The sequence below is a fragment of the Ralstonia sp. SET104 genome (assembly GCF_003851545.1).
In the GTDB taxonomy this organism is placed as follows: domain Bacteria; phylum Pseudomonadota; class Gammaproteobacteria; order Burkholderiales; family Burkholderiaceae; genus Ralstonia.
Genome location: NZ_BHVX01000015.1, coordinates 1 through 18,024, shown reverse-complemented (window position 1 = coordinate 18,024; position 18,024 = coordinate 1). Strand labels below are relative to the sequence as shown.

Here is an 18,024-nt window from a genome sequence, read left to right as displayed (position 1 = left end):
ACGAGAACGCATCCCCATGAACGCCTTCATGCTCGCCCACTTCGGCGTCACCGAGTTCTGGACCTTCCTGCTCGGCACGATCTTCATCGTGCTGCTGCCGGGGCCGAATTCGATGTACGTGCTGTCGGTGGCGGCCCGCCGCGGTGTGCGCGCGGGCTACCAGGGCGCGTGCGGCGTGTTTCTGGGCGACGCCATTCTGATGGTGCTGTCGGCAGCGGGCGTGGCTTCGCTATTGAAGGCGAGCCCGGCGCTGTTTTACGCCGTGAAGTACATCGGTGCGGCGTATCTGGCGTGGATCGGCCTGCAGATGCTGCGAGGTGCCGTGCGCAACTGGCGAGCTCGCCAACAGGGCAGCGCGGTTGACCAGAGCGCAGTGGCAACCGAGCGAGACGAAGCGAATCCGTTCAAGAAGGCGCTGATCATCAGCCTGTTGAACCCGAAGGCGATCCTGTTTTTCATCTCGTTCTTCATCCAGTTCGTCGATCCGCACTTCGCGTTGCCGGTGGTGTCGTTCGTCGTGCTGGGGCTGGTCTGCCAAGTCTGCAGCTTCCTGTACCTGACCACCATCATCTTCGTGGGCGCGCGGCTGGCCGCGGCGTTCCGCGCGCGACGACGACTGTCTGCCGGTATGAGCAGCGGCGTCGGCGCCATGTTTATCGGCTTTTCCGCCAAGCTGGCGACGGCCACACTGAATTAATCGAATCGAGCGGGTTATGCCAAAACGTACAGATATCAAAACCATCCTGATCATCGGCGCAGGTCCGATCATCATCGGCCAGGCGTGTGAATTCGATTACTCCGGCGCGCAGGCTTGCAAGGCGCTGCGCGAGGAGGGCTTCAAGGTGGTCCTGGTCAATAGCAACCCGGCCACCATCATGACCGACCCGAGCACGGCCGATGTGACCTACATCGAGCCGATCACCTGGGAAGTGGTCGAGCGCATCATCGCCAAGGAGCGCCCGGACGCGATTCTGCCGACCATGGGTGGCCAGACCGCGCTGAACTGCGCGCTGGACCTGCACCGCCACGGCGTGCTGGCCAAGTACAACGTCGAACTGATCGGTGCGTCGCCCGAGGCCATCGACAAGGCCGAAGACCGCCAGAAGTTCAAGGATGCAATGACCAAGATCGGCCTGGGTTCGGCCAAGTCGGGCATTGCGCATTCGATGGACGAAGCCGTGGCCGTGCAGTCGCAAATCGCCAAGGAAACCGGCACCAGCGGCTACCCGATCGTGATCCGTCCGTCGTTCACGCTGGGCGGCACGGGCGGCGGCATCGCTTACAACCGCGAAGAATTTGAAGAGATCTGCAAGCGCGGCCTGGACCTCTCGCCGACCAACGAGCTGCTGATTGAAGAATCGCTGCTCGGCTGGAAGGAATACGAGATGGAAGTCGTGCGCGACCGCGCCGACAACTGCATCATCGTCTGCTCGATCGAAAACCTCGACCCGATGGGCATCCACACCGGTGACTCCATCACCGTGGCCCCGGCGCAGACGCTGACCGACAAGGAATATCAGATCCTGCGTAACGCCTCGCTGGCTGTGCTGCGTGAAATCGGTGTCGATACCGGCGGCTCGAACGTCCAGTTCTCGATCAATCCGCAAGATGGCCGGATGATCGTGATCGAGATGAACCCGCGCGTGTCGCGTTCGTCGGCGCTGGCCTCGAAGGCCACCGGTTTCCCGATCGCCAAGGTTGCCGCCAAGCTGGCCGTGGGCTACACGCTGGACGAGCTGAAGAACGAGATCACCGGCGGCGCGACCCCGGCGTCGTTCGAGCCGTCGATCGACTACGTGGTCACCAAGGTGCCGCGTTTCGCGTTCGAAAAATTCCCGCAGGCCGACAGCCACCTGACCACGCAGATGAAGTCGGTGGGCGAGGTGATGGCCATGGGCCGTACCTTCCAGGAATCGTTCCAGAAAGCGCTGCGCGGCCTGGAAGTCGGCGTGGACGGGCTGGATGAGAAATCCGCCGACCGCGACGAGGTCATCGAGGAGATCGGCGAAGCCGGCCCCGACCGCATCTGGTATCTGGGTGACGCATTCCGCCTGGGCCTGTCGATTGACGAGGTCTACTCCGAGACGGCTGTGGACCCGTGGTTCCTCGCGCAGATCGAGGACATCGTCAAGACTGAAACGCTGGTGAAGGCGCGCGCGCTCGATAGCCTGTCGGCTGCCGAACTGCGTTTGCTCAAGCAGAAGGGTTTCTCCGACCGTCGTTTGGCCAAGTTGATGAAGACGACGGCGAAGGCCGTGCGCGAGAAGCGTATCGCCGAGAAGGTCCGCCCGGTCTACAAGCGCGTGGACACCTGCGCGGCCGAGTTCGCCACCAATACGGCTTACTTGTACTCGACCTACGAGGCCGAGCACGGCGAGTGCGAAGCCGAGCCCACCAATAACAAGAAGATCATGGTGCTGGGCGGCGGCCCGAACCGGATCGGCCAGGGTATCGAGTTCGACTACTGCTGCGTGCACGCCGCGCTGGCGCTGCGCGAAGACGGGTACGAGACCATCATGGTCAACTGCAACCCGGAAACAGTTTCGACCGATTACGACACGTCCGACCGCCTGTACTTCGAGCCCGTCACGCTCGAAGACGTGCTCGAGATCGTCGACAAGGAAAAGCCGGTCGGCGTGATCGTGCAGTACGGCGGCCAGACGCCGCTGAAGCTCGCGCTCGACCTGGAAGCCAACGGCGTGCCCATCATCGGTACGTCGCCGGACATGATCGATGCGGCTGAAGACCGCGAGCGCTTTCAGAAGCTGCTGCACGAGCTGGGCTTGCGTCAGCCGCCCAATCGCACGGCGCGCGCCGAAGACGAAGCGCTCAAGCTGGCCGAAGAAATCGGCTACCCGCTGGTGGTGCGCCCGTCGTACGTGCTGGGTGGCCGTGCGATGGAAATCGTGCACGAGCCGCGCGATCTCGAGCGCTACATGCGCGAGGCCGTGAAGGTGTCGAACGACAGCCCGGTGCTGCTCGACCGCTTCCTGAACGACGCCATCGAATGCGACGTGGATTGCCTCTCTGACGGCAAGCGCGTGTTTATCGGCGGCGTGATGGAGCACATCGAACAGGCGGGCGTGCACTCGGGCGACTCCGCTTGCTCGTTGCCGCCGTACTCGCTGTCGCAAGCCACGGTTGACGAACTCAAGCGCCAGACCGCCGCGATGGCCAAGGCCCTGAACGTGGTTGGCCTGATGAACGTGCAGTTCGCCATCCAGCAGAAGGGCGGCGAAGACATTGTCTACGTGCTCGAAGTGAACCCGCGCGCCTCGCGCACGGTGCCGTACGTGTCGAAGGCAACCGGCATCTCGCTGGCCAAGGTGGCCGCGCGCTGCATGGCTGGCCAGTCGCTCGATTCGCAAGGCATCGAAACGGAAGTCGTGCCGTCGTACTACAGCGTCAAGGAGGCCGTGTTCCCGTTCAACAAGTTCCCGGGCGTGGACCCGGTGCTTGGACCGGAGATGCGCTCGACCGGTGAAGTGATGGGCGTCGGCAAGACCTTCGGCGAGGCGCTGTTCAAGAGCCAGCTCGCCGCTGGTTCGCGCCTGCCCGAGAAGGGCACCGTGCTGATGACGGTCAAGGACAGCGACAAGCCGCAAGCGGTGGAAGTCGCCCGTGCGCTGCACACGCTGGGCTACCCGATCGTGGCGACGCGCGGCACGGCCTCGGCCATCGAAGCCGCAGGCATTCCGGTGCGTGTGGTCAACAAGGTGAAGGACGGCCGTCCGCATATCGTCGATATGATCAAGAACAGCGAGATCGCCCTCGTGTTCACGACCGTTGACGAGACGCGTGCCGCAATTGCCGACTCGCGTTCCATCCGTCAGGCCGCGCTGGCCCAGCGTGTGACGTACTACACGACCATTGCTGGCGCGCGCGCCGCAGTGGAAGGTCTGAAGCACATGCAACACCTGGATGTGTATGACCTGCAGGGCCTGCACGCGACGCTGTAAGCCCATCATCAGGGCCCCGCGACGCGGCATAGCGTCGCGCTGAACCGCCCGGAGTGAGGCAGTTGCCGCCTCCGGGCGGTTCGCCTACACTAGAGCGTCCGTGTCAAAACAACGACAGCCGCCGTCAGGCGGGTGTGCGCTACGCGCCCTCCCGCTTCGCAGCGGCTGATTTTTTTGTGATTCTGAATTATTCAACATGAGCACCATTCCGATCACCAAGCGCGGTGCCGAGATGCTGAAAGACGAACTCCAACGTCTGAAGACCAAGGAGCGTCCGGCCGTCGTCAACGCCATCGCCGAGGCACGTGCCCAAGGCGACCTGTCTGAAAACGCCGATTACGATGCCGCCAAGGAGCGCCAGGGTTTCATCGAAGGCCGCATCCAGGAAATCGAAGGCAAGTTGTCGGCCGCGAATATCATCGATCCGTCCGAACTCGATGCCGAAGGCCGCGTGGTCTTTGGTGCCACCATTGACCTGGAAGACCTCGATTCGGGCAAGCCTGTCACTTATCAGATCGTCGGCGATGACGAGGCGGACTTGGAAACCGGCAAGATCTCCATCAGCTCTCCGATCGCCCGTGCGCTGATCGGCAAGTTCGAAGGCGACGTCGCCACCGTGGTCGCCCCTGGCGGTGAGCGCGAATACGAAGTCCTGGCCGTCAAGTACCTTTAACCCAAGCCGAGACGACCGCCATGCCGCAGCGCTTCTTCCAGTTGCTTGCCACGGTATGGTGCGGATCGCTCTGGACCATTGGCTACATCGTCGCGCCGACGCTGTTTGCCACGCTCGATGATCGCCAGTTGGCCGGCGCGATTGCCGGCCGGTTGTTTCATGCCGAGGCATGGATCGGCCTTGCGACTGGCTGTTTGTTGCTGCTGGCGGCCACAGCGCTGGTGCGGCGCGGGCAGGCGGGTTACAAGCGGCTACGCTGGCTGGTGCTGGCGATGCTGTTGTGCGTGCTAGTGGGGTATTTCGGCCTGCAGCCGTTCATGGCTTCGCTGCGCCAACAGGCCGATGCGCTCGGCGTAGCGGTGGGGGATTCGCCTTACCGTGCGCAGTTTGGCCTGCTGCATGGTGTGTCGAGCGTGTTTTATCTGGCGCAAAGCCTGCTTGGCTTGGCGCTGATCTGGAAGACAGCAGGTGTACGGCAAACCGCTTGAGGGCGAAAAAAAAGACCGGCTGAAAAGCCGGTCGTTTTCTGTACGGGCTCTGAGTCAGATCAGGACAGCGCCTTCTTCTTCTGGCTGGCTTGACGGGGTTTGGCACGCTTGACGTTGCCACCGGCCGTGACACGTTCGTTGCCGAGCACGCTCAGGCGAACCGGCTTCGGGCGGCGAGCACTGTTCGGGTTCGGCTTGCGCACGGTGACCGAACGCGGGCCTGCGCCAATGGTGGTCTTGCGCGGCGGCTTGAGGTCTCGCGGCTGGTTTTCCTTCAGGTAGGCCGGACCTTCACGCCAGATCACCAGCAGCTTGCCGATGTGCTGCACGGGTGCGGCCTGCAGGCGGGCGCAGATGGTGTCATAGAGTTCGATACGTGCTTCGCGGTCATCGCCAAAGACGCGAATCTTGATCAGCCCGTGGGCCGCCAGCGAGCGGTCGATTTCGGCCAGAACGGCCTTGGTCAGGCCCTCCGCACCGATGATGACGACCGGGTTCAACGCGTGCGCTTCCGAGCGCAGTTCCGATCGTTGGGCAGGGGTGAGGATAAGGGCGGGCATAAATAAGGGCGGGATCGCGCAAAAAGACAAACGGCGCGTATTATCCGCCAAAATCAGTCCTGGCCGCCATGTTTGGCGCTGCATTTGGGCGAAATTGCAACCAATTCGTGCAACCAATTCGATGGCAAAGAACAAGTTCAATCAGTCGTGGCTGCACGACCATATCAACGATCCATATGTAAAGCTGGCGCAGCGCGAGGGTTATCGCGCGCGCGCTGCCTACAAGCTCAAAGAGATCGACGAGCAGGACAAGCTGATCAAGCCGGGTCAAGTCATCGTTGATTTGGGCGCTGCGCCGGGCAGTTGGAGTCAGTATGTGCGCAACAAGCTGGCCGCCTCACCGCGCGCCAAGGACGGTCGCATTGATGGCGCCATCGTTGCCATTGACATTCTCCCCATGGAAGCCATTGCGGACGTCGAGTTCATCCAGGGTGACTTTCGCGAGGACGATGTTTTCCGCCAATTGGAAGAAATCGTGCTAGAGGCCACCGGTGGGGGCAAAGTGGACCTTGTTTTGTCCGATATGGCCCCCAACCTCTCAGGTGTGGCGTCGGCAGACGCCGCGCGCATGGAGCACATCGCCGAGCTGGCTGTGGAATTTGCCATGGCGCACCTGAAACCTGAAGGCGCGCTGCTGATCAAATGTTTTCACGGCAGCGGCTATAGTCAGATCGTCGAGATGTTCAAGCGCCATTTCAAGATCGTGGCGCCGCGCAAGCCTAAAGCCTCCCGCGACAAATCGTCCGAAACGTTTCTGCTGGGCCGCCAGCTCAAGCATCCCGGCTGACGGACGATACCCAGGAAGGGGCCCCCGGGTGAAGCGGTGGTCTTGCGGTCTTGCGGGCAATCAACCCGCGGCGGTGTCCGTGCATTACAATGCCAAGCATCCCGTCAAGGCATTTCTAAAGGAGTCTCGCCTTGAATAACAACTGGTTTCAGAAGGCGGCCATCTGGCTGGTGATTGCCTTGGTGCTGTTCACCGTCTTCAAGCAGTTCGACAAGCCGCGCGCCCAAGAGGGCGTGACGTACTCGCAATTCATGGATGACGCGAAGGGCGGCAAGGTCAAGCGTGTCGAGGTCCAGGGTCGTACGCTGTTGGTCACGCCCAACGAGGGCAACAAGTATTCCATCATCTCGCCGGGCGACATCTGGATGGTCGGCGATCTGATGAAGTACGGTGTGCAAGTGACCGGCAAGGCGGAAGAAGAGCAAGGTGTGCTCCTCACTGCGCTTTACTACCTCGGTCCCACGCTGTTGATCATCGTGTTCTGGTTCTACATGATGCGGCAGATGCAAGGTGGCGGGAAAGGTGGTGCCTTCTCCTTCGGCAAATCCCGCGCACGTCTGATCGACGAGAACAACAATAGCGTCACGTTTGCTGACGTGGCAGGGTGTGACGAATCGAAGGAGGAAGTTGTCGAGCTGGTCGACTTCCTGAAAGACCCGCAGAAATTCCAGAAATTGGGTGGGCGTATCCCGCGCGGCGTACTGCTGGTCGGCCCTCCAGGTACGGGTAAGACGCTGCTGGCACGTGCCATTGCGGGTGAAGCCAAAGTGCCGTTCTTCAGCATCTCCGGCTCGGACTTCGTTGAAATGTTCGTTGGCGTGGGTGCAGCCCGCGTGCGCGACATGTTCGAGAATGCCAAGAAGCAAGCCCCCTGCATCGTATTCATCGACGAAATCGATGCGGTCGGCCGCCATCGTGGCGCCGGCATGGGTGGCGGCAACGACGAGCGCGAACAGACCCTGAACCAGATGCTGGTCGAGATGGATGGCTTCGAGGCCAACTCCGGCGTCATCGTGATTGCGGCAACCAACCGCGCTGATGTGCTCGACAAGGCGCTGCTGCGTCCGGGCCGTTTTGACCGCCAAGTCTATGTGGGCCTGCCGGACATCCGCGGCCGTGAGCAGATCCTCAAGGTTCACATGCGCAAGGTGCCGATTGGCAACGATGTGGATGCATCGGTGCTGGCACGCGGCACGCCGGGCTTCTCGGGTGCGGATCTGGCCAACCTGGTCAACGAAGCTGCGCTGTTTGCCGCACGCCGCAACAAGCGCGTGGTCGACATGCAGGACTTCGAAGACGCGAAGGACAAAATCTACATGGGGCCGGAGCGCAAGTCGGCGGTTATTCGTGAGGAAGAGCGCAAGGCGACGGCATATCACGAGTCAGGCCATGCGGTGGTCGCCAAGCTGCTGCCGAAGGCCGATCCGGTGCATAAGGTCACGATCATGCCGCGCGGCTGGGCTGGTGGCCTGACCTGGCAGTTGCCGGAGCACGATAAGCATTACGCCTATAAGGACACGATGCTTGAAGAGGTCGCGATTCTGTTTGGCGGTCGTGCTGCGGAAGAGGTGTTCCTGGGCGCGATGAGCACTGGGGCGTCCAATGACTTTGAGCGTGCCACCAAGATGGCCCGCGACATGGTGACGCGCTACGGCATGAGCGACACGCTCGGCACCATGGTGTACGTCGATACCGAGCAGGACGGTTTCTTCGGCCGTATGGCATCCAAGACGGTGTCTGAGGCGACCCAGCAGAAGGTTGACGCGGAAATCCGCCGCATCGTGGACGAGCAGTACGCGCTGGCCAAGGGCCTGCTGGAATCGAATCGCGACAAGGTGGAAGCCATGACTGCCGCGCTGCTCGAATGGGAAACCATCGACGCCGACCAGGTCAACGACATCATGGATGGCAAGCCGCCGCGCCCGCCGCGTTACGGTTCGACCGGCGGTGGCAGCACCCCGCCGGGCGGCGGTACTCCGGCCGGCGCGAACCCGGGCAACGTTCCGGCTACGGCCTGATGACTGCTTGATTTGTCGCTTGGGCGGCAACGCAGAGGAGCCGGTGCAAACGCACCGGCTTTTTTGTGGGCGCCTTTTTTTGCACGTCTGGCGTAACATTCCGGTCCCGCGCTGCATTCTCATCAAGCTATCGTGTCTGCCTCCATCCCTACCACTACGCATTTCCAGTGCGGACGTTTCCGCTACGCACGTAATCAGCGCCCATTGGTCATGGGCATTCTCAACGTCACGCCCGATTCGTTTTCCGACGGCGGCAAGCACGTCACCCGCGATGCAGCATTGCGTCACGCCGAGCAGCTGATCGCTGAAGGCGTCGACATGATCGACATCGGTGGCGAATCGAGCCGCCCCGGCGCCGAGCCGCTGAGTCTGCAGGCCGAGCTGGACCGCGTGATGCCGATCGTCGAGGCGCTGCGCGATTGCGGCAAAGCGCTGTCGATCGATACTTACAAGCCCGAGGTAATGCGCGCCACGCTGAATGCTGGCGCTGACCTGATCAACGACATCTGGGGTTTCCGTCGTCCGGGTGCCATTGAGGCGGTGGTCGAGGGAAACGCAGGTCTGTGCGTGATGCACATGCAGCGCGACCCCGAAACGATGCAGGAAGCGCCGAGCTATACGGACCTGATGGGCGAAGTGGAAGCTTTCCTGCGCAAGCAGACAGAGGCGCTGATGTCCGCTGGCGTGGGAGTCGAGCGTATCTCGCTCGATCCGGGGTTTGGCTTTGGCAAGACGCCGGATCACAATCTGACCATGCTCAACCGGTTAGCCCAGTTCGAGCGGCTCGGTTTGCCGCTGCTGGCTGGCTTGTCGCGCAAGTCGACGCTGGGCGCGGTGCTGGGTGGCAAACCGCCGGCCGAGCGCGTTACTGCCAGTGTGGCGGCAGCGCTGCTGGCAGCGGAACGGGGTGCTTTCATCGTGCGGGTGCACGATGTGCAGCCGACCGTGGAGGCGATTCAAATCTGGTGGGCGATGCGCCACGAACGCGTGAATCCGCCACTGGCGTGACGGCCATAGCACTCTCACACAGCCGGGCCTCACGCGGCCGGGGGTCGAGCGAACAGACGATTGCCCGGCAGTGGCCGTCGCCTTACAAACAAAGAAAGAAACATTCTCCAGGAGAGACTCCCAATGTCCAGGAAGTATTTCGGCACTGACGGTATCCGCGGGCGTGTTGGTGAAAGCCCGATCACGCCGGATTTCGTGTTGCGCCTTGGTTATGCTGCCGGCCGGGTGTTGGCTCACGGCGGTGAAGCGCACGGCCATGGCCGGCCCACTGTGCTGATCGGCAAAGACACGCGCCTGTCGGGCTATATGCTGGAAGCCGCGCTGGAAGCAGGCTTTACTGCTGCTGGCGTTGACGTGTTGATGAGCGGGCCGCTACCTACGCCTGGCGTCGCGTACCTCACGCGCGCGCTGCGGCTTTCGGCGGGTGTGGTGATCTCGGCGTCGCACAATCCGTATTACGACAACGGTATCAAGTTCTTCTCGGCTACCGGCGACAAGCTGCCGGATGAGACCGAACTCCAGATCGAAGCTGAGTTGGAAAAGCCAATGGAGTACGCTGCCTCCGACGCGCTGGGTCGTGCCCGCCGCATTGAGGATGCTGCCGGCCGCTATATCGAATTCTGCAAGAGCACATTCCCGAGCGACCTGAATCTGTTCGGCATGAAGGTTGTGCTGGATAGTGCGCATGGCGCGGCTTATCACATTGCGCCGCACGTCTTCCATGAACTGGGTGCTGACGTGGTGTCGATCGGTAACCAGCCGAACGGCCGCAACATCAACGATGGCTATGGCGCGACCGCGCCAGGTAAGCTGGTCGAAGCCACGCGCGAACATGGTGCCGATATCGGCCTGGCCTTCGATGGCGATGCCGATCGTCTGCAGGTGGTGGACCGCAACGGCCGCCTGTATAACGGCGACGAGCTGCTCTACGTGATGGTGCAGGCGCGCCGCGCTGCGGGCCAGCCGGTGCAGGGCGCAGTCGGCACGCTCATGACCAATCTGGCCGTGGAGCTGGCGCTGAAGGCGCAGGGCGTTAAGTTTGTCCGGGCCAAGGTGGGCGACCGCTATGTGCTGGAAGAACTGAAGAAAAACGGCTGGCTGTTGGGTGGCGAAGGTTCGGGCCACTTGCTCTGCTTGGACAAGCACAGCACCGGCGACGGCATCATCTCGGCGCTGCAAGTGCTGGCGGCATTGCGTCGCAGTGGCCAGACGCTGGATCAGATGCTGGACGGCGTTCGCCTGTTCCCGCAAAAGCTCATCAACGTGCGGGTCGAAAAGGGTTTCGACTGGAAATCACACCCGGGCCTGCAGGCTGCGCTCAAGACCAGTGAGGCCGAGCTTGATGGCAAAGGGCGTGTGCTGATTCGCCCGTCGGGCACAGAGCCGGTCGTCCGCGTGATGGTCGAAGCGCAGGACGCCGAACTGGCCAACCAGCATGCTGAGCGGCTCGCTTCGACGTTGCAGTAAGTTGTTGCCAGATCAAGCAAAAAAAGCAGAAAAGCGGCCTCTGGGCCGCTTTTTTTATGCGCGCGAGTCGACTTTCGTGGCTTGCAGGTCAGTTATGAGAAGTTTTCGTGTTGTCACGGAACTGTCATTTGAGCGGCCTAAAGTTCGGGTGTCAAAAATCTGTCATCGCTCAACCGCTCCTCTGGAGAACTCATGAAACTGGTCCAAACCGCTATCGCTGGCGTGGCTGCGTTGGCTTTCGCTGGTGCAGCATTTGCCGTTGACATTACTGGTGCAGGCGCAACGTTCCCGGCACCGGTCTACAACAAGTGGGCTGCCGACTACAACAAGGCGACCAATACCAAGGTGAACTACCAAGGTATCGGTTCGTCGGGTGGCATCAAGCAGATCACTGCCAAGACCGTCGACTTCGGCGCATCGGACATGCCGCTGAAGGACGAAGAGTTGAACAAGGATGGCCTGATCCAGTTCCCGACCGTGATCGGCGGCGTGGTGCCCGTGATCAACCTGCCAGGCGTGAAGCCGGGCGAGCTGACCCTGAACGGTCAACTGCTGGGCGACATCTACCTGGGCAAGATCAAGAAGTGGAATGATCCGGCCATCGCCAAGCTGAACCCGAAGGCAAAGCTGCCGGACCAGGACATCCTGGTGGTGCGCCGTGCTGACGGCTCGGGCACGTCGTTCATCTTCACGAACTATCTGTCGAAGGTGAATACCGAGTGGAAGAGCAAGGTGGGCGAAGGCACGACCGTGAACTGGCCGACTGGTACGGGCGGCAAGGGCAATGAAGGCGTGGCCGCCTTCGTGCAGCGTCTGGGTGGCGCAGTCGGCTACGTTGAGTACGCCTACGCCAAGCAGAACAAGATGACGTACGTGAACCTGCAGAACAAGGCGGGTGCCACTGTGCAGCCGACCGCTGAAGCCTTCAAGGCAGCTGCTGCTGGCGCCGAGTGGAGCAAGACGTACTACCAGATCCTGACGGACGAGCCGGGCAAGGATGCATGGCCGATCGCTGGTGCAACGTTCATCCTGCTGCACAAGACGCAAGCCAAGCCGGAGCAGGGCGCTGAAGTCATGAAGTTCTTCGACTGGGCCTACAAGGGTGGCGACGATGCTGCCAAGAGCCTGGACTACGTGCCGCTGCCGGACGCTGTGAAGAACCAGATCCGCGCAACGTGGAAGTCGAGCGTGAAGGATGCATCGGGCAAGGTTGTCTACAACCACTGATTGGTGCCTGCTGCATAAGGGCTCGTAAGTAAGTGCAGCACAAGGTGCGGGCGGATGGTACGAATCGGCCGCCCGCACCATTTCAAAAGCTTCTCTCACGGCTGACCGGTTTCCCTCATGGCCACGCTCTCTGATTCTTCCGGCGCTTCCCGTATGCGAGCACCCAGCCGCTTCGGCGATCTGGTGTTTGGTGGTCTGACCCGCCTTGCCGCAATCGTTACGCTGCTGCTGCTAGGCGGCATCATCGTCTCGCTCATCATCAGCTCCTGGCCCACGATTCAGAAATTCGGCCTGTCGTTCCTGTGGAACACGGAGTGGGATCCGCCCTCCGACATCTATGGCGCGCTGGTGCCCGTCTACGGCACCCTGGTCACCTCGCTGATCGCGCTCATCATTGCCGTGCCTGTGAGCTTCGGCATTGCCCTGTTTTTGACCGAGCTGTCGCCAGCGTGGCTGCGCCGACCGCTGGGTACCGCCATCGAGCTGCTTGCTGCTGTGCCGTCCATCGTCTACGGCATGTGGGGCCTGCTCGTGTTTGCGCCGATCTTCGGCGAGTACTTTCAGAAGCCCCTGGCTGCGACCGTCGGCAAGATCCCTGTGATCGGGGTGCTGTTCCAGGGCGCGCCGATCGGTATCGGCTTGCTGTGTGCGGGCGTGATCCTGGCGATCATGATCATCCCGTACATCTCGGCCGTGATGCGTGACGTGTTCGAAATCACGCCGACGCTGCTCAAGGAATCGGCCTACGGTGTGGGTTGCACGACGTGGGAGGTCATGTGGAACGTGGTGCTGCCCTACACCAAGGCCGGCGTGATAGGCGGCGTGATGCTGGGCCTGGGCCGTGCGCTGGGCGAAACCATGGCCGTGACGTTCGTGATCGGCAACACCAATCTGCTGTCCGATGCATCGCTGTTTTCGCCGGGTAACAGCATCACCTCGGCGCTGGCCAATGAATTTGCGGAAGCGGGTCAGGGCCTGCACACCGCGGCGCTCATGGAGCTGGGCTTGATCCTGTTCGTTATCACGTTCATCGTGCTGGCGGCGTCCAAGCTGCTGCTTCTGCGCTTGCAGAAGGGCGAGGGCCAGAAGTGAACCAACGCGACCTATCGCATGCTCCGACCAGTGCCATGAGACCCAACACCATGCGTACGTCTTCGATCCCTGCCGTTCGCGCCGACTCTGAGAAGATCAAGGCACGCCTGCAGGCCCGCCGCCGCAACGTCAACGGCATTGCGCTGGCACTCTCGCTTGCTGCCATGGCCTTCGGCCTGGTGTGGCTGGCGTGGATTCTGTGGACCACGCTCTCGCTGGGTGTGGGCGGGCTGTCGATGTCGCTCTTTACAGAGATGACGCCGGCACCCAATACGCCGGGAGGCGGTCTGGCCAACGCCATCGCGGGATCGTTGCTGCTGGTTGGCATGGCCACGCTGATCGGCACGCCGCTGGGCATCCTGGCCGGCATCTATCTGGCCGAGTACGGCAAGACGTCGATGCTCGCAAGCGCCACGCGCTTCATCAACGACATTCTGCTGTCAGCGCCGTCCATCGTGATCGGCCTGTTCGTGTATGCCGTCGTGGTGGCGCGCGTGCAGCATTTCTCGGGCATTGCCGGTGTGCTTGCGCTGGCGCTGCTGCAGATCCCGATCGTGGTGCGCACCACAGAGAACATGCTGAACCTGGTGCCCAACGCGATGCGCGAAGCGGCCATGGCGCTTGGCACGCCCAAGTGGAAGATGGTGCTGTCGATCACGCTCAAGGCGTCGTACGCCGGCGTGATTACCGGTGTGCTGTTGGCCGTGGCCCGTATTGCCGGCGAAACCGCGCCGTTGCTCTTCACTGCGTTGAACAACCAGTTCTGGAGTCTGGACCTGAATCAGCCGGTGGCCACGCTGCCGACCGTGATCTTCAAGTTTGCGATGAGCCCGTTCCCCGAGTGGCAGCAATTGGCCTGGGCCGGGGTGTTCCTGATTACGCTGGGTGTGCTGGGGCTGAATATCCTCGCGCGTGCCTTGTTCACGAAGAAATGACCATGACTGCTACGTCCCTCGAAGTGCGCACGCAGAACCCGAAGATCGACGTTCGCGACTTGAACTTCTACTACGGCAAGTTCCACGCGCTGAAGAACATCTCGCTGCAGATTCCCGAGAAGCAGGTAACGGCATTTATCGGCCCTTCCGGCTGCGGCAAGTCGACGCTGCTGCGTACGTTCAACAAGATGTACGGGCTGTATCCCGAGCAGCGTGCAGAAGGTGCGATCAACATGGACGGCGAGAACCTGCTGACGTCCAACATGGATATCGCCCTGCTGCGCGCTAAGGTGGGCATGGTGTTCCAGAAGCCGACGCCGTTCCCGATGTCGATCTACGACAACATCGCCTTCGGTGTGAAGCTGTTCGAGCGCCTGTCGCGTTCCGAAATGGACGACCGCGTGGAATGGGCGCTGACCAAGGCCGCGCTGTGGAACGAAGTGAAGGACAAGCTCAACCAGTCGGGCTACGGCCTGTCGGGTGGTCAGCAGCAGCGTCTGTGCATTGCACGCGGCATTGCCATCCGCCCGGAAGTCCTGCTGCTGGACGAGCCGTGTTCGGCGCTGGATCCGATCTCGACCGGCAAGATTGAAGAGCTGATCGCCGAACTGAAGGATGACTATACGGTCGTCATCGTGACGCATAACATGCAGCAGGCGGCGCGTTGCTCCGACTACACGGCATACATGTACCTGGGCGAGCTGATCGAATTCGGCGACACCGAAAAGATCTTCATCAAGCCGCAGCGCAAAGAAACGGAAGACTACATCACCGGCCGTTTTGGCTGATCCTGGCTGATCTGCCACGCTAAAACGACAAGGAGAAAACGATGTCCGAGAAACATCTGTCATCGCAATTTGATACCGACCTGACCTCCATCAGCACCAAGGTGCTGCAGATGGGCGGCTTGGTCGAAGCACAGATCGCCCGTGCGATGCGCGCCCTGGCCAACTTCGACACCGCCATGTGCGATCAGGTCATGGCTGTGGAGCTGGAAGTCAACGCGCTCGAAATCGAGATCGACGGCGACTGCAACAACATCATCGCGCGCCGTCAGCCGACTGCACGCGATCTGCGCCTGGTGATGGCCATCTCCAAGACCATCACCAACCTCGAGCGCGCCGGCGATGAAGCTGAGAAGATCGCCAAGCGCACCAAGCGCATCATGCAGGACCCGTCGGCACACGCACTGAACTACGCTGCCGTGGAGCGCTCGGGCGAGATGGCCGCGACCATCCTGCGCCATGCGCTGGACGCCTTCGCGCGCCTGGACACGGCTGCCGCTGTGTCGATCCTGCAGGAAGACAAGGCCATCGATGAGGAATTCCGCGGTTTCATGCGAGAACTCATCACGTACATGATGGAGAACCCGCGCACGATCTCGGTGGCGCTGGATCTGCTGTTCATTGCCAAGGCTATCGAGCGTATTGGCGATCACGCCAAGAACATCGCCGAGTTTATTATCTACATCGTCAAGGGAACCGACGTCCGGCACGCTTCGCGCGAGACGCTGGAGCGCGAGATCCTGGGCGAGGGCGAATAAAAGGCAGGATTGGAGACGTGAGTATGCCGAGCAGTATTCTGGTCGTGGAAGACGAACCGGCGATCGCTGAGCTGATCGCTGTCAACCTGCAGCACGCGGGGCATTACCCGATCCGCGCGTACAACGCCGAGCAGGCGCTGTCGCTGATGAGCGACGTGTTGCCCGACCTCGTCCTGCTGGATTGGATGCTGCCGGGCAAGTCGGGCGTGATGTTCGCCAAGGAGCTGCGCGCCAATGAGCGCACGCGCCAGATTCCGATCATCATGCTGACCGCCCGCAGCGAAGAGCAGGACAAGATCATGGGCCTGGACAGCGGCGCGGACGACTATGTCACCAAGCCATTCTCGCCCAAGGAATTGCTGGCCCGCATCAAGGCAGTGCTGCGCCGGCGCGCGCCGCAGCTGACCGATGACGTGGTGGCCATCAACGGTTTGAAGCTGGACCCGGCCACGCACCGCGTGACGGCGATGAACATCGAGGCGGAAAACCCGATCAAGCTGGACCTCGGCCCGACCGAGTTCCGCCTGCTGCATTTCCTGATGACGCATCCGGAGCGCGTGCACAGCCGCTCGCAGTTGCTCGATCAGGTGTGGGGCGACCACGTGTTTGTGGAAGAGCGTACGGTGGACGTGCACATCAAGCGCTTGCGCGCGGCACTGGCTCCCGGTGGCTACAGCAACATGATCGAAACCGTGCGCGGCAGCGGCTATCGTTTAGCACGCAACCCTGGGCAATAACATCTTCTGATTGAACGCGCGCATCGGTCTTGCCTGGCGCGCGTTCACACGCCGCACGCATACGATCCTCGCGGTCCAGCGCTTAGAATGCCCTCATGAACGTCTTCTGGACCCGCTTTGCCGTCTTCGCCGCCCTGATGGGCATCGTCACGGCATGCCTGTATATCTTCGTCGACCATGTCGTTGCGCTGGCCTTGCTCAGTGCAATGCTGTTGGCGATGCTCCTGTATTACATCTATCAGATCCAACGCTTGTGGCGCGTGCTGGATTCGCCGGCCTACGGCGAGATCCCCAGCGCGCTCGGCCTGTGGGGCGAGGTCTACTACCGCCTGCATCGGCTGATGAAGGGCTGGCGCACCCAGGTGCTGCAGGTTGAGCAACAGCACAGCCGCTTCATTCAGGCCATTCAGGCGTCGCCCAACGGCGTGCTGATGCTCGACGGTGAAGACCAGATCGAATGGTGCAACGCCGTGGCTGAAGAGCACTTCGGCTTGTCTGCCAAGCGTGACCTGCGCCAACGCATTACCCACCTGATCCGCCGGCCGGAGTTCGTGCGCTACTTGGCGCGCGGGGAGTTTGAGGAGCCGCTCACCATGCATGACGTGGGCCCGCACAAGCAAAGCATCATCTCCGCACAGGTCTTGCCGTATGGCGAAGACCGCAAGCTGCTGGTGTCGCAGGACATCACCAAGCTGGAGAACACCGAGGCGATGCGCCGCGATTTTGTAGCAAACGTCTCGCACGAGCTGAAGACGCCGCTGACTGTGCTCTCAGGCTTTCTGGAAACGGTGCGCGACATTCCATTGCCGGAAGAAGACAAGAAGCGCTACCTGGACATGATGCATACGCAGGCCATGCGCATGCAGCATCTGGTGGAAGACCTGCTGGCGCTCGCCACACTGGAAGGCAATTCCGAGCCGCCGTCAGTCGTGCCGGTGCCGATGCAGCGCATGATGCTGCAACTCCAGCATGATATCGAGGCGCTATCCGCCGGCCGGCACACCGTCAGCATGACGTGCGACCCCGCTGTGAGCGTTTGCGGCGCCGAGCTGGAACTGCTTTCTGCATTCAGCAATCTAGCCTCCAACGCGGTGCGTTACACGCCAGATGGCGGTGAAATTCGCCTCGACTGGGCTGTGCGGGACGGGCACGCGGTGTACTCCGTCACCGATACGGGGATCGGCATTGCGCCCGAGCATATTCCGCGTCTGACCGAGCGTTTCTACCGCGTTGATCGCAGCCGTTCGCGTGATACGGGCGGCACCGGGCTGGGTCTGGCGATCGTCAAGCACGTACTGTCGCGCCACGGCGGTGAGCTGCAGGTGACCAGCGAGCACGGCAAGGGCAGCACCTTCCGCGCCATATTTCCGCCAGAGCGCACGGTGGTGCGCAGCGCCAGCGTCAGTGACGAGCGCGTGGCCTGATCGACGGTTATTCTTCCGGCGTAACGAAAAAAGCACGCTGTTGTGAACTGCACCCCAAAAGTTGGACACCAACTTTTGGGGTGTTTTCATGTACAGGTACAGCGAG

16 protein-coding genes are annotated in these 18,024 nt (G+C 61.6%); 15 read left to right on the top strand and 1 reads right to left on the bottom strand.

Annotated features, from left to right (window positions below):
• Positions 1 to 16: 16 nt before the first annotated feature.
• The 4 genes from leuE to PSUB009319_RS17845 all read left to right on the top strand — a co-directional run bounded on the left by leuE (position 17) and on the right by PSUB009319_RS17845 (position 5,120).
• On the top strand, positions 17 to 697 hold the full coding sequence (leuE, locus tag PSUB009319_RS17860) for a leucine efflux protein LeuE (protein WP_124383540.1): 681 nt from the start codon (positions 17 to 19) through the stop codon (positions 695 to 697).
• Between the two features lie 16 nt (positions 698 to 713).
• Entirely contained in the window at positions 714 to 3,959 is a 3,246-nt protein-coding gene (gene carB, locus PSUB009319_RS17855) for a carbamoyl-phosphate synthase large subunit (RefSeq protein ID WP_124383539.1), read from the top strand.
• A gap of 196 nt (positions 3,960 to 4,155) precedes the next feature.
• Complete coding sequence (greA, locus tag PSUB009319_RS17850; RefSeq protein WP_124383538.1) at positions 4,156 to 4,632, top strand: transcription elongation factor GreA; 477 nt, start codon at positions 4,156 to 4,158, stop codon at positions 4,630 to 4,632.
• A 20-nt stretch (positions 4,633 to 4,652) separates the two neighbouring features.
• Positions 4,653 to 5,120 carry a DUF4149 domain-containing protein gene (locus tag PSUB009319_RS17845; RefSeq protein WP_124383537.1) on the top strand — a complete coding sequence of 156 codons (468 nt, stop codon included), beginning with the start codon at positions 4,653 to 4,655 and terminating at the stop codon, positions 5,118 to 5,120.
• A gap of 59 nt (positions 5,121 to 5,179) precedes the next feature.
• Here PSUB009319_RS17845 and PSUB009319_RS17840 read toward each other — a convergent pair whose 3' ends face one another.
• Complete coding sequence (locus PSUB009319_RS17840; RefSeq protein WP_124383536.1) at positions 5,180 to 5,680, bottom strand: YhbY family RNA-binding protein; 501 nt, start codon at positions 5,678 to 5,680, stop codon at positions 5,180 to 5,182.
• Between the two features lie 121 nt (positions 5,681 to 5,801).
• On the opposite strand from PSUB009319_RS17840, the gene PSUB009319_RS17835 reads away from it, so the two are divergent.
• From PSUB009319_RS17835 to phoR, 11 genes are all read left to right on the top strand, one after another.
• Complete coding sequence (locus PSUB009319_RS17835) at positions 5,802 to 6,467, top strand: RlmE family RNA methyltransferase (RefSeq protein WP_124383627.1); 666 nt, start codon at positions 5,802 to 5,804, stop codon at positions 6,465 to 6,467.
• A gap of 131 nt (positions 6,468 to 6,598) precedes the next feature.
• Positions 6,599 to 8,485, top strand: coding sequence for an ATP-dependent zinc metalloprotease FtsH (ftsH, locus tag PSUB009319_RS17830; protein WP_124383535.1), 1,887 nt, complete (start codon positions 6,599 to 6,601; stop codon positions 8,483 to 8,485).
• A 144-nt stretch (positions 8,486 to 8,629) separates the two neighbouring features.
• Positions 8,630 to 9,493 carry a dihydropteroate synthase gene (gene folP, locus PSUB009319_RS17825; RefSeq protein ID WP_148090235.1) on the top strand — a complete coding sequence of 288 codons (864 nt, stop codon included), beginning with the start codon at positions 8,630 to 8,632 and terminating at the stop codon, positions 9,491 to 9,493.
• A 123-nt stretch (positions 9,494 to 9,616) separates the two neighbouring features.
• A complete protein-coding gene (gene glmM, locus PSUB009319_RS17820; protein WP_124383534.1) occupies positions 9,617 to 10,960 on the top strand; it encodes a phosphoglucosamine mutase in 1,344 nt (447 codons plus the stop codon).
• A gap of 192 nt (positions 10,961 to 11,152) precedes the next feature.
• Complete coding sequence (gene pstS / locus PSUB009319_RS17815; RefSeq protein ID WP_124383533.1) at positions 11,153 to 12,187, top strand: phosphate ABC transporter substrate-binding protein PstS; 1,035 nt, start codon at positions 11,153 to 11,155, stop codon at positions 12,185 to 12,187.
• A 117-nt stretch (positions 12,188 to 12,304) separates the two neighbouring features.
• Positions 12,305 to 13,279: a phosphate ABC transporter permease PstC gene (gene pstC / locus PSUB009319_RS17810; RefSeq protein WP_124383532.1), complete on the top strand. Its 975-nt coding sequence runs from the start codon at positions 12,305 to 12,307 to the stop codon at positions 13,277 to 13,279.
• Between the two features lie 50 nt (positions 13,280 to 13,329).
• Positions 13,330 to 14,214, top strand: a complete 885-nt coding sequence (gene pstA / locus PSUB009319_RS17805) for a phosphate ABC transporter permease PstA (RefSeq protein WP_124383531.1) — start codon at positions 13,330 to 13,332, stop codon at positions 14,212 to 14,214.
• A complete protein-coding gene (gene pstB, locus PSUB009319_RS17800; protein ID WP_374704212.1) occupies positions 14,211 to 15,002 on the top strand; it encodes a phosphate ABC transporter ATP-binding protein PstB in 792 nt (263 codons plus the stop codon). Before pstA ends, pstB begins: the two co-directional genes overlap by 4 nt.
• Before the next feature lie 41 nt (positions 15,003 to 15,043).
• Positions 15,044 to 15,757 (top strand): phosphate signaling complex protein PhoU, encoded by a 714-nt coding sequence (phoU, locus tag PSUB009319_RS17795; protein WP_124383529.1) that lies wholly within the window; start codon positions 15,044 to 15,046, stop codon positions 15,755 to 15,757.
• Between the two features lie 23 nt (positions 15,758 to 15,780).
• Entirely contained in the window at positions 15,781 to 16,494 is a 714-nt protein-coding gene (gene phoB / locus PSUB009319_RS17790) for a phosphate regulon transcriptional regulator PhoB (protein WP_124383528.1), read from the top strand.
• Positions 16,495 to 16,589: 95 nt separating this feature from the next.
• Entirely contained in the window at positions 16,590 to 17,918 is a 1,329-nt protein-coding gene (gene phoR / locus PSUB009319_RS17785; protein ID WP_124383527.1) for a phosphate regulon sensor histidine kinase PhoR, read from the top strand.
• The last annotated feature ends 106 nt before the right edge of the window (positions 17,919 to 18,024 follow it).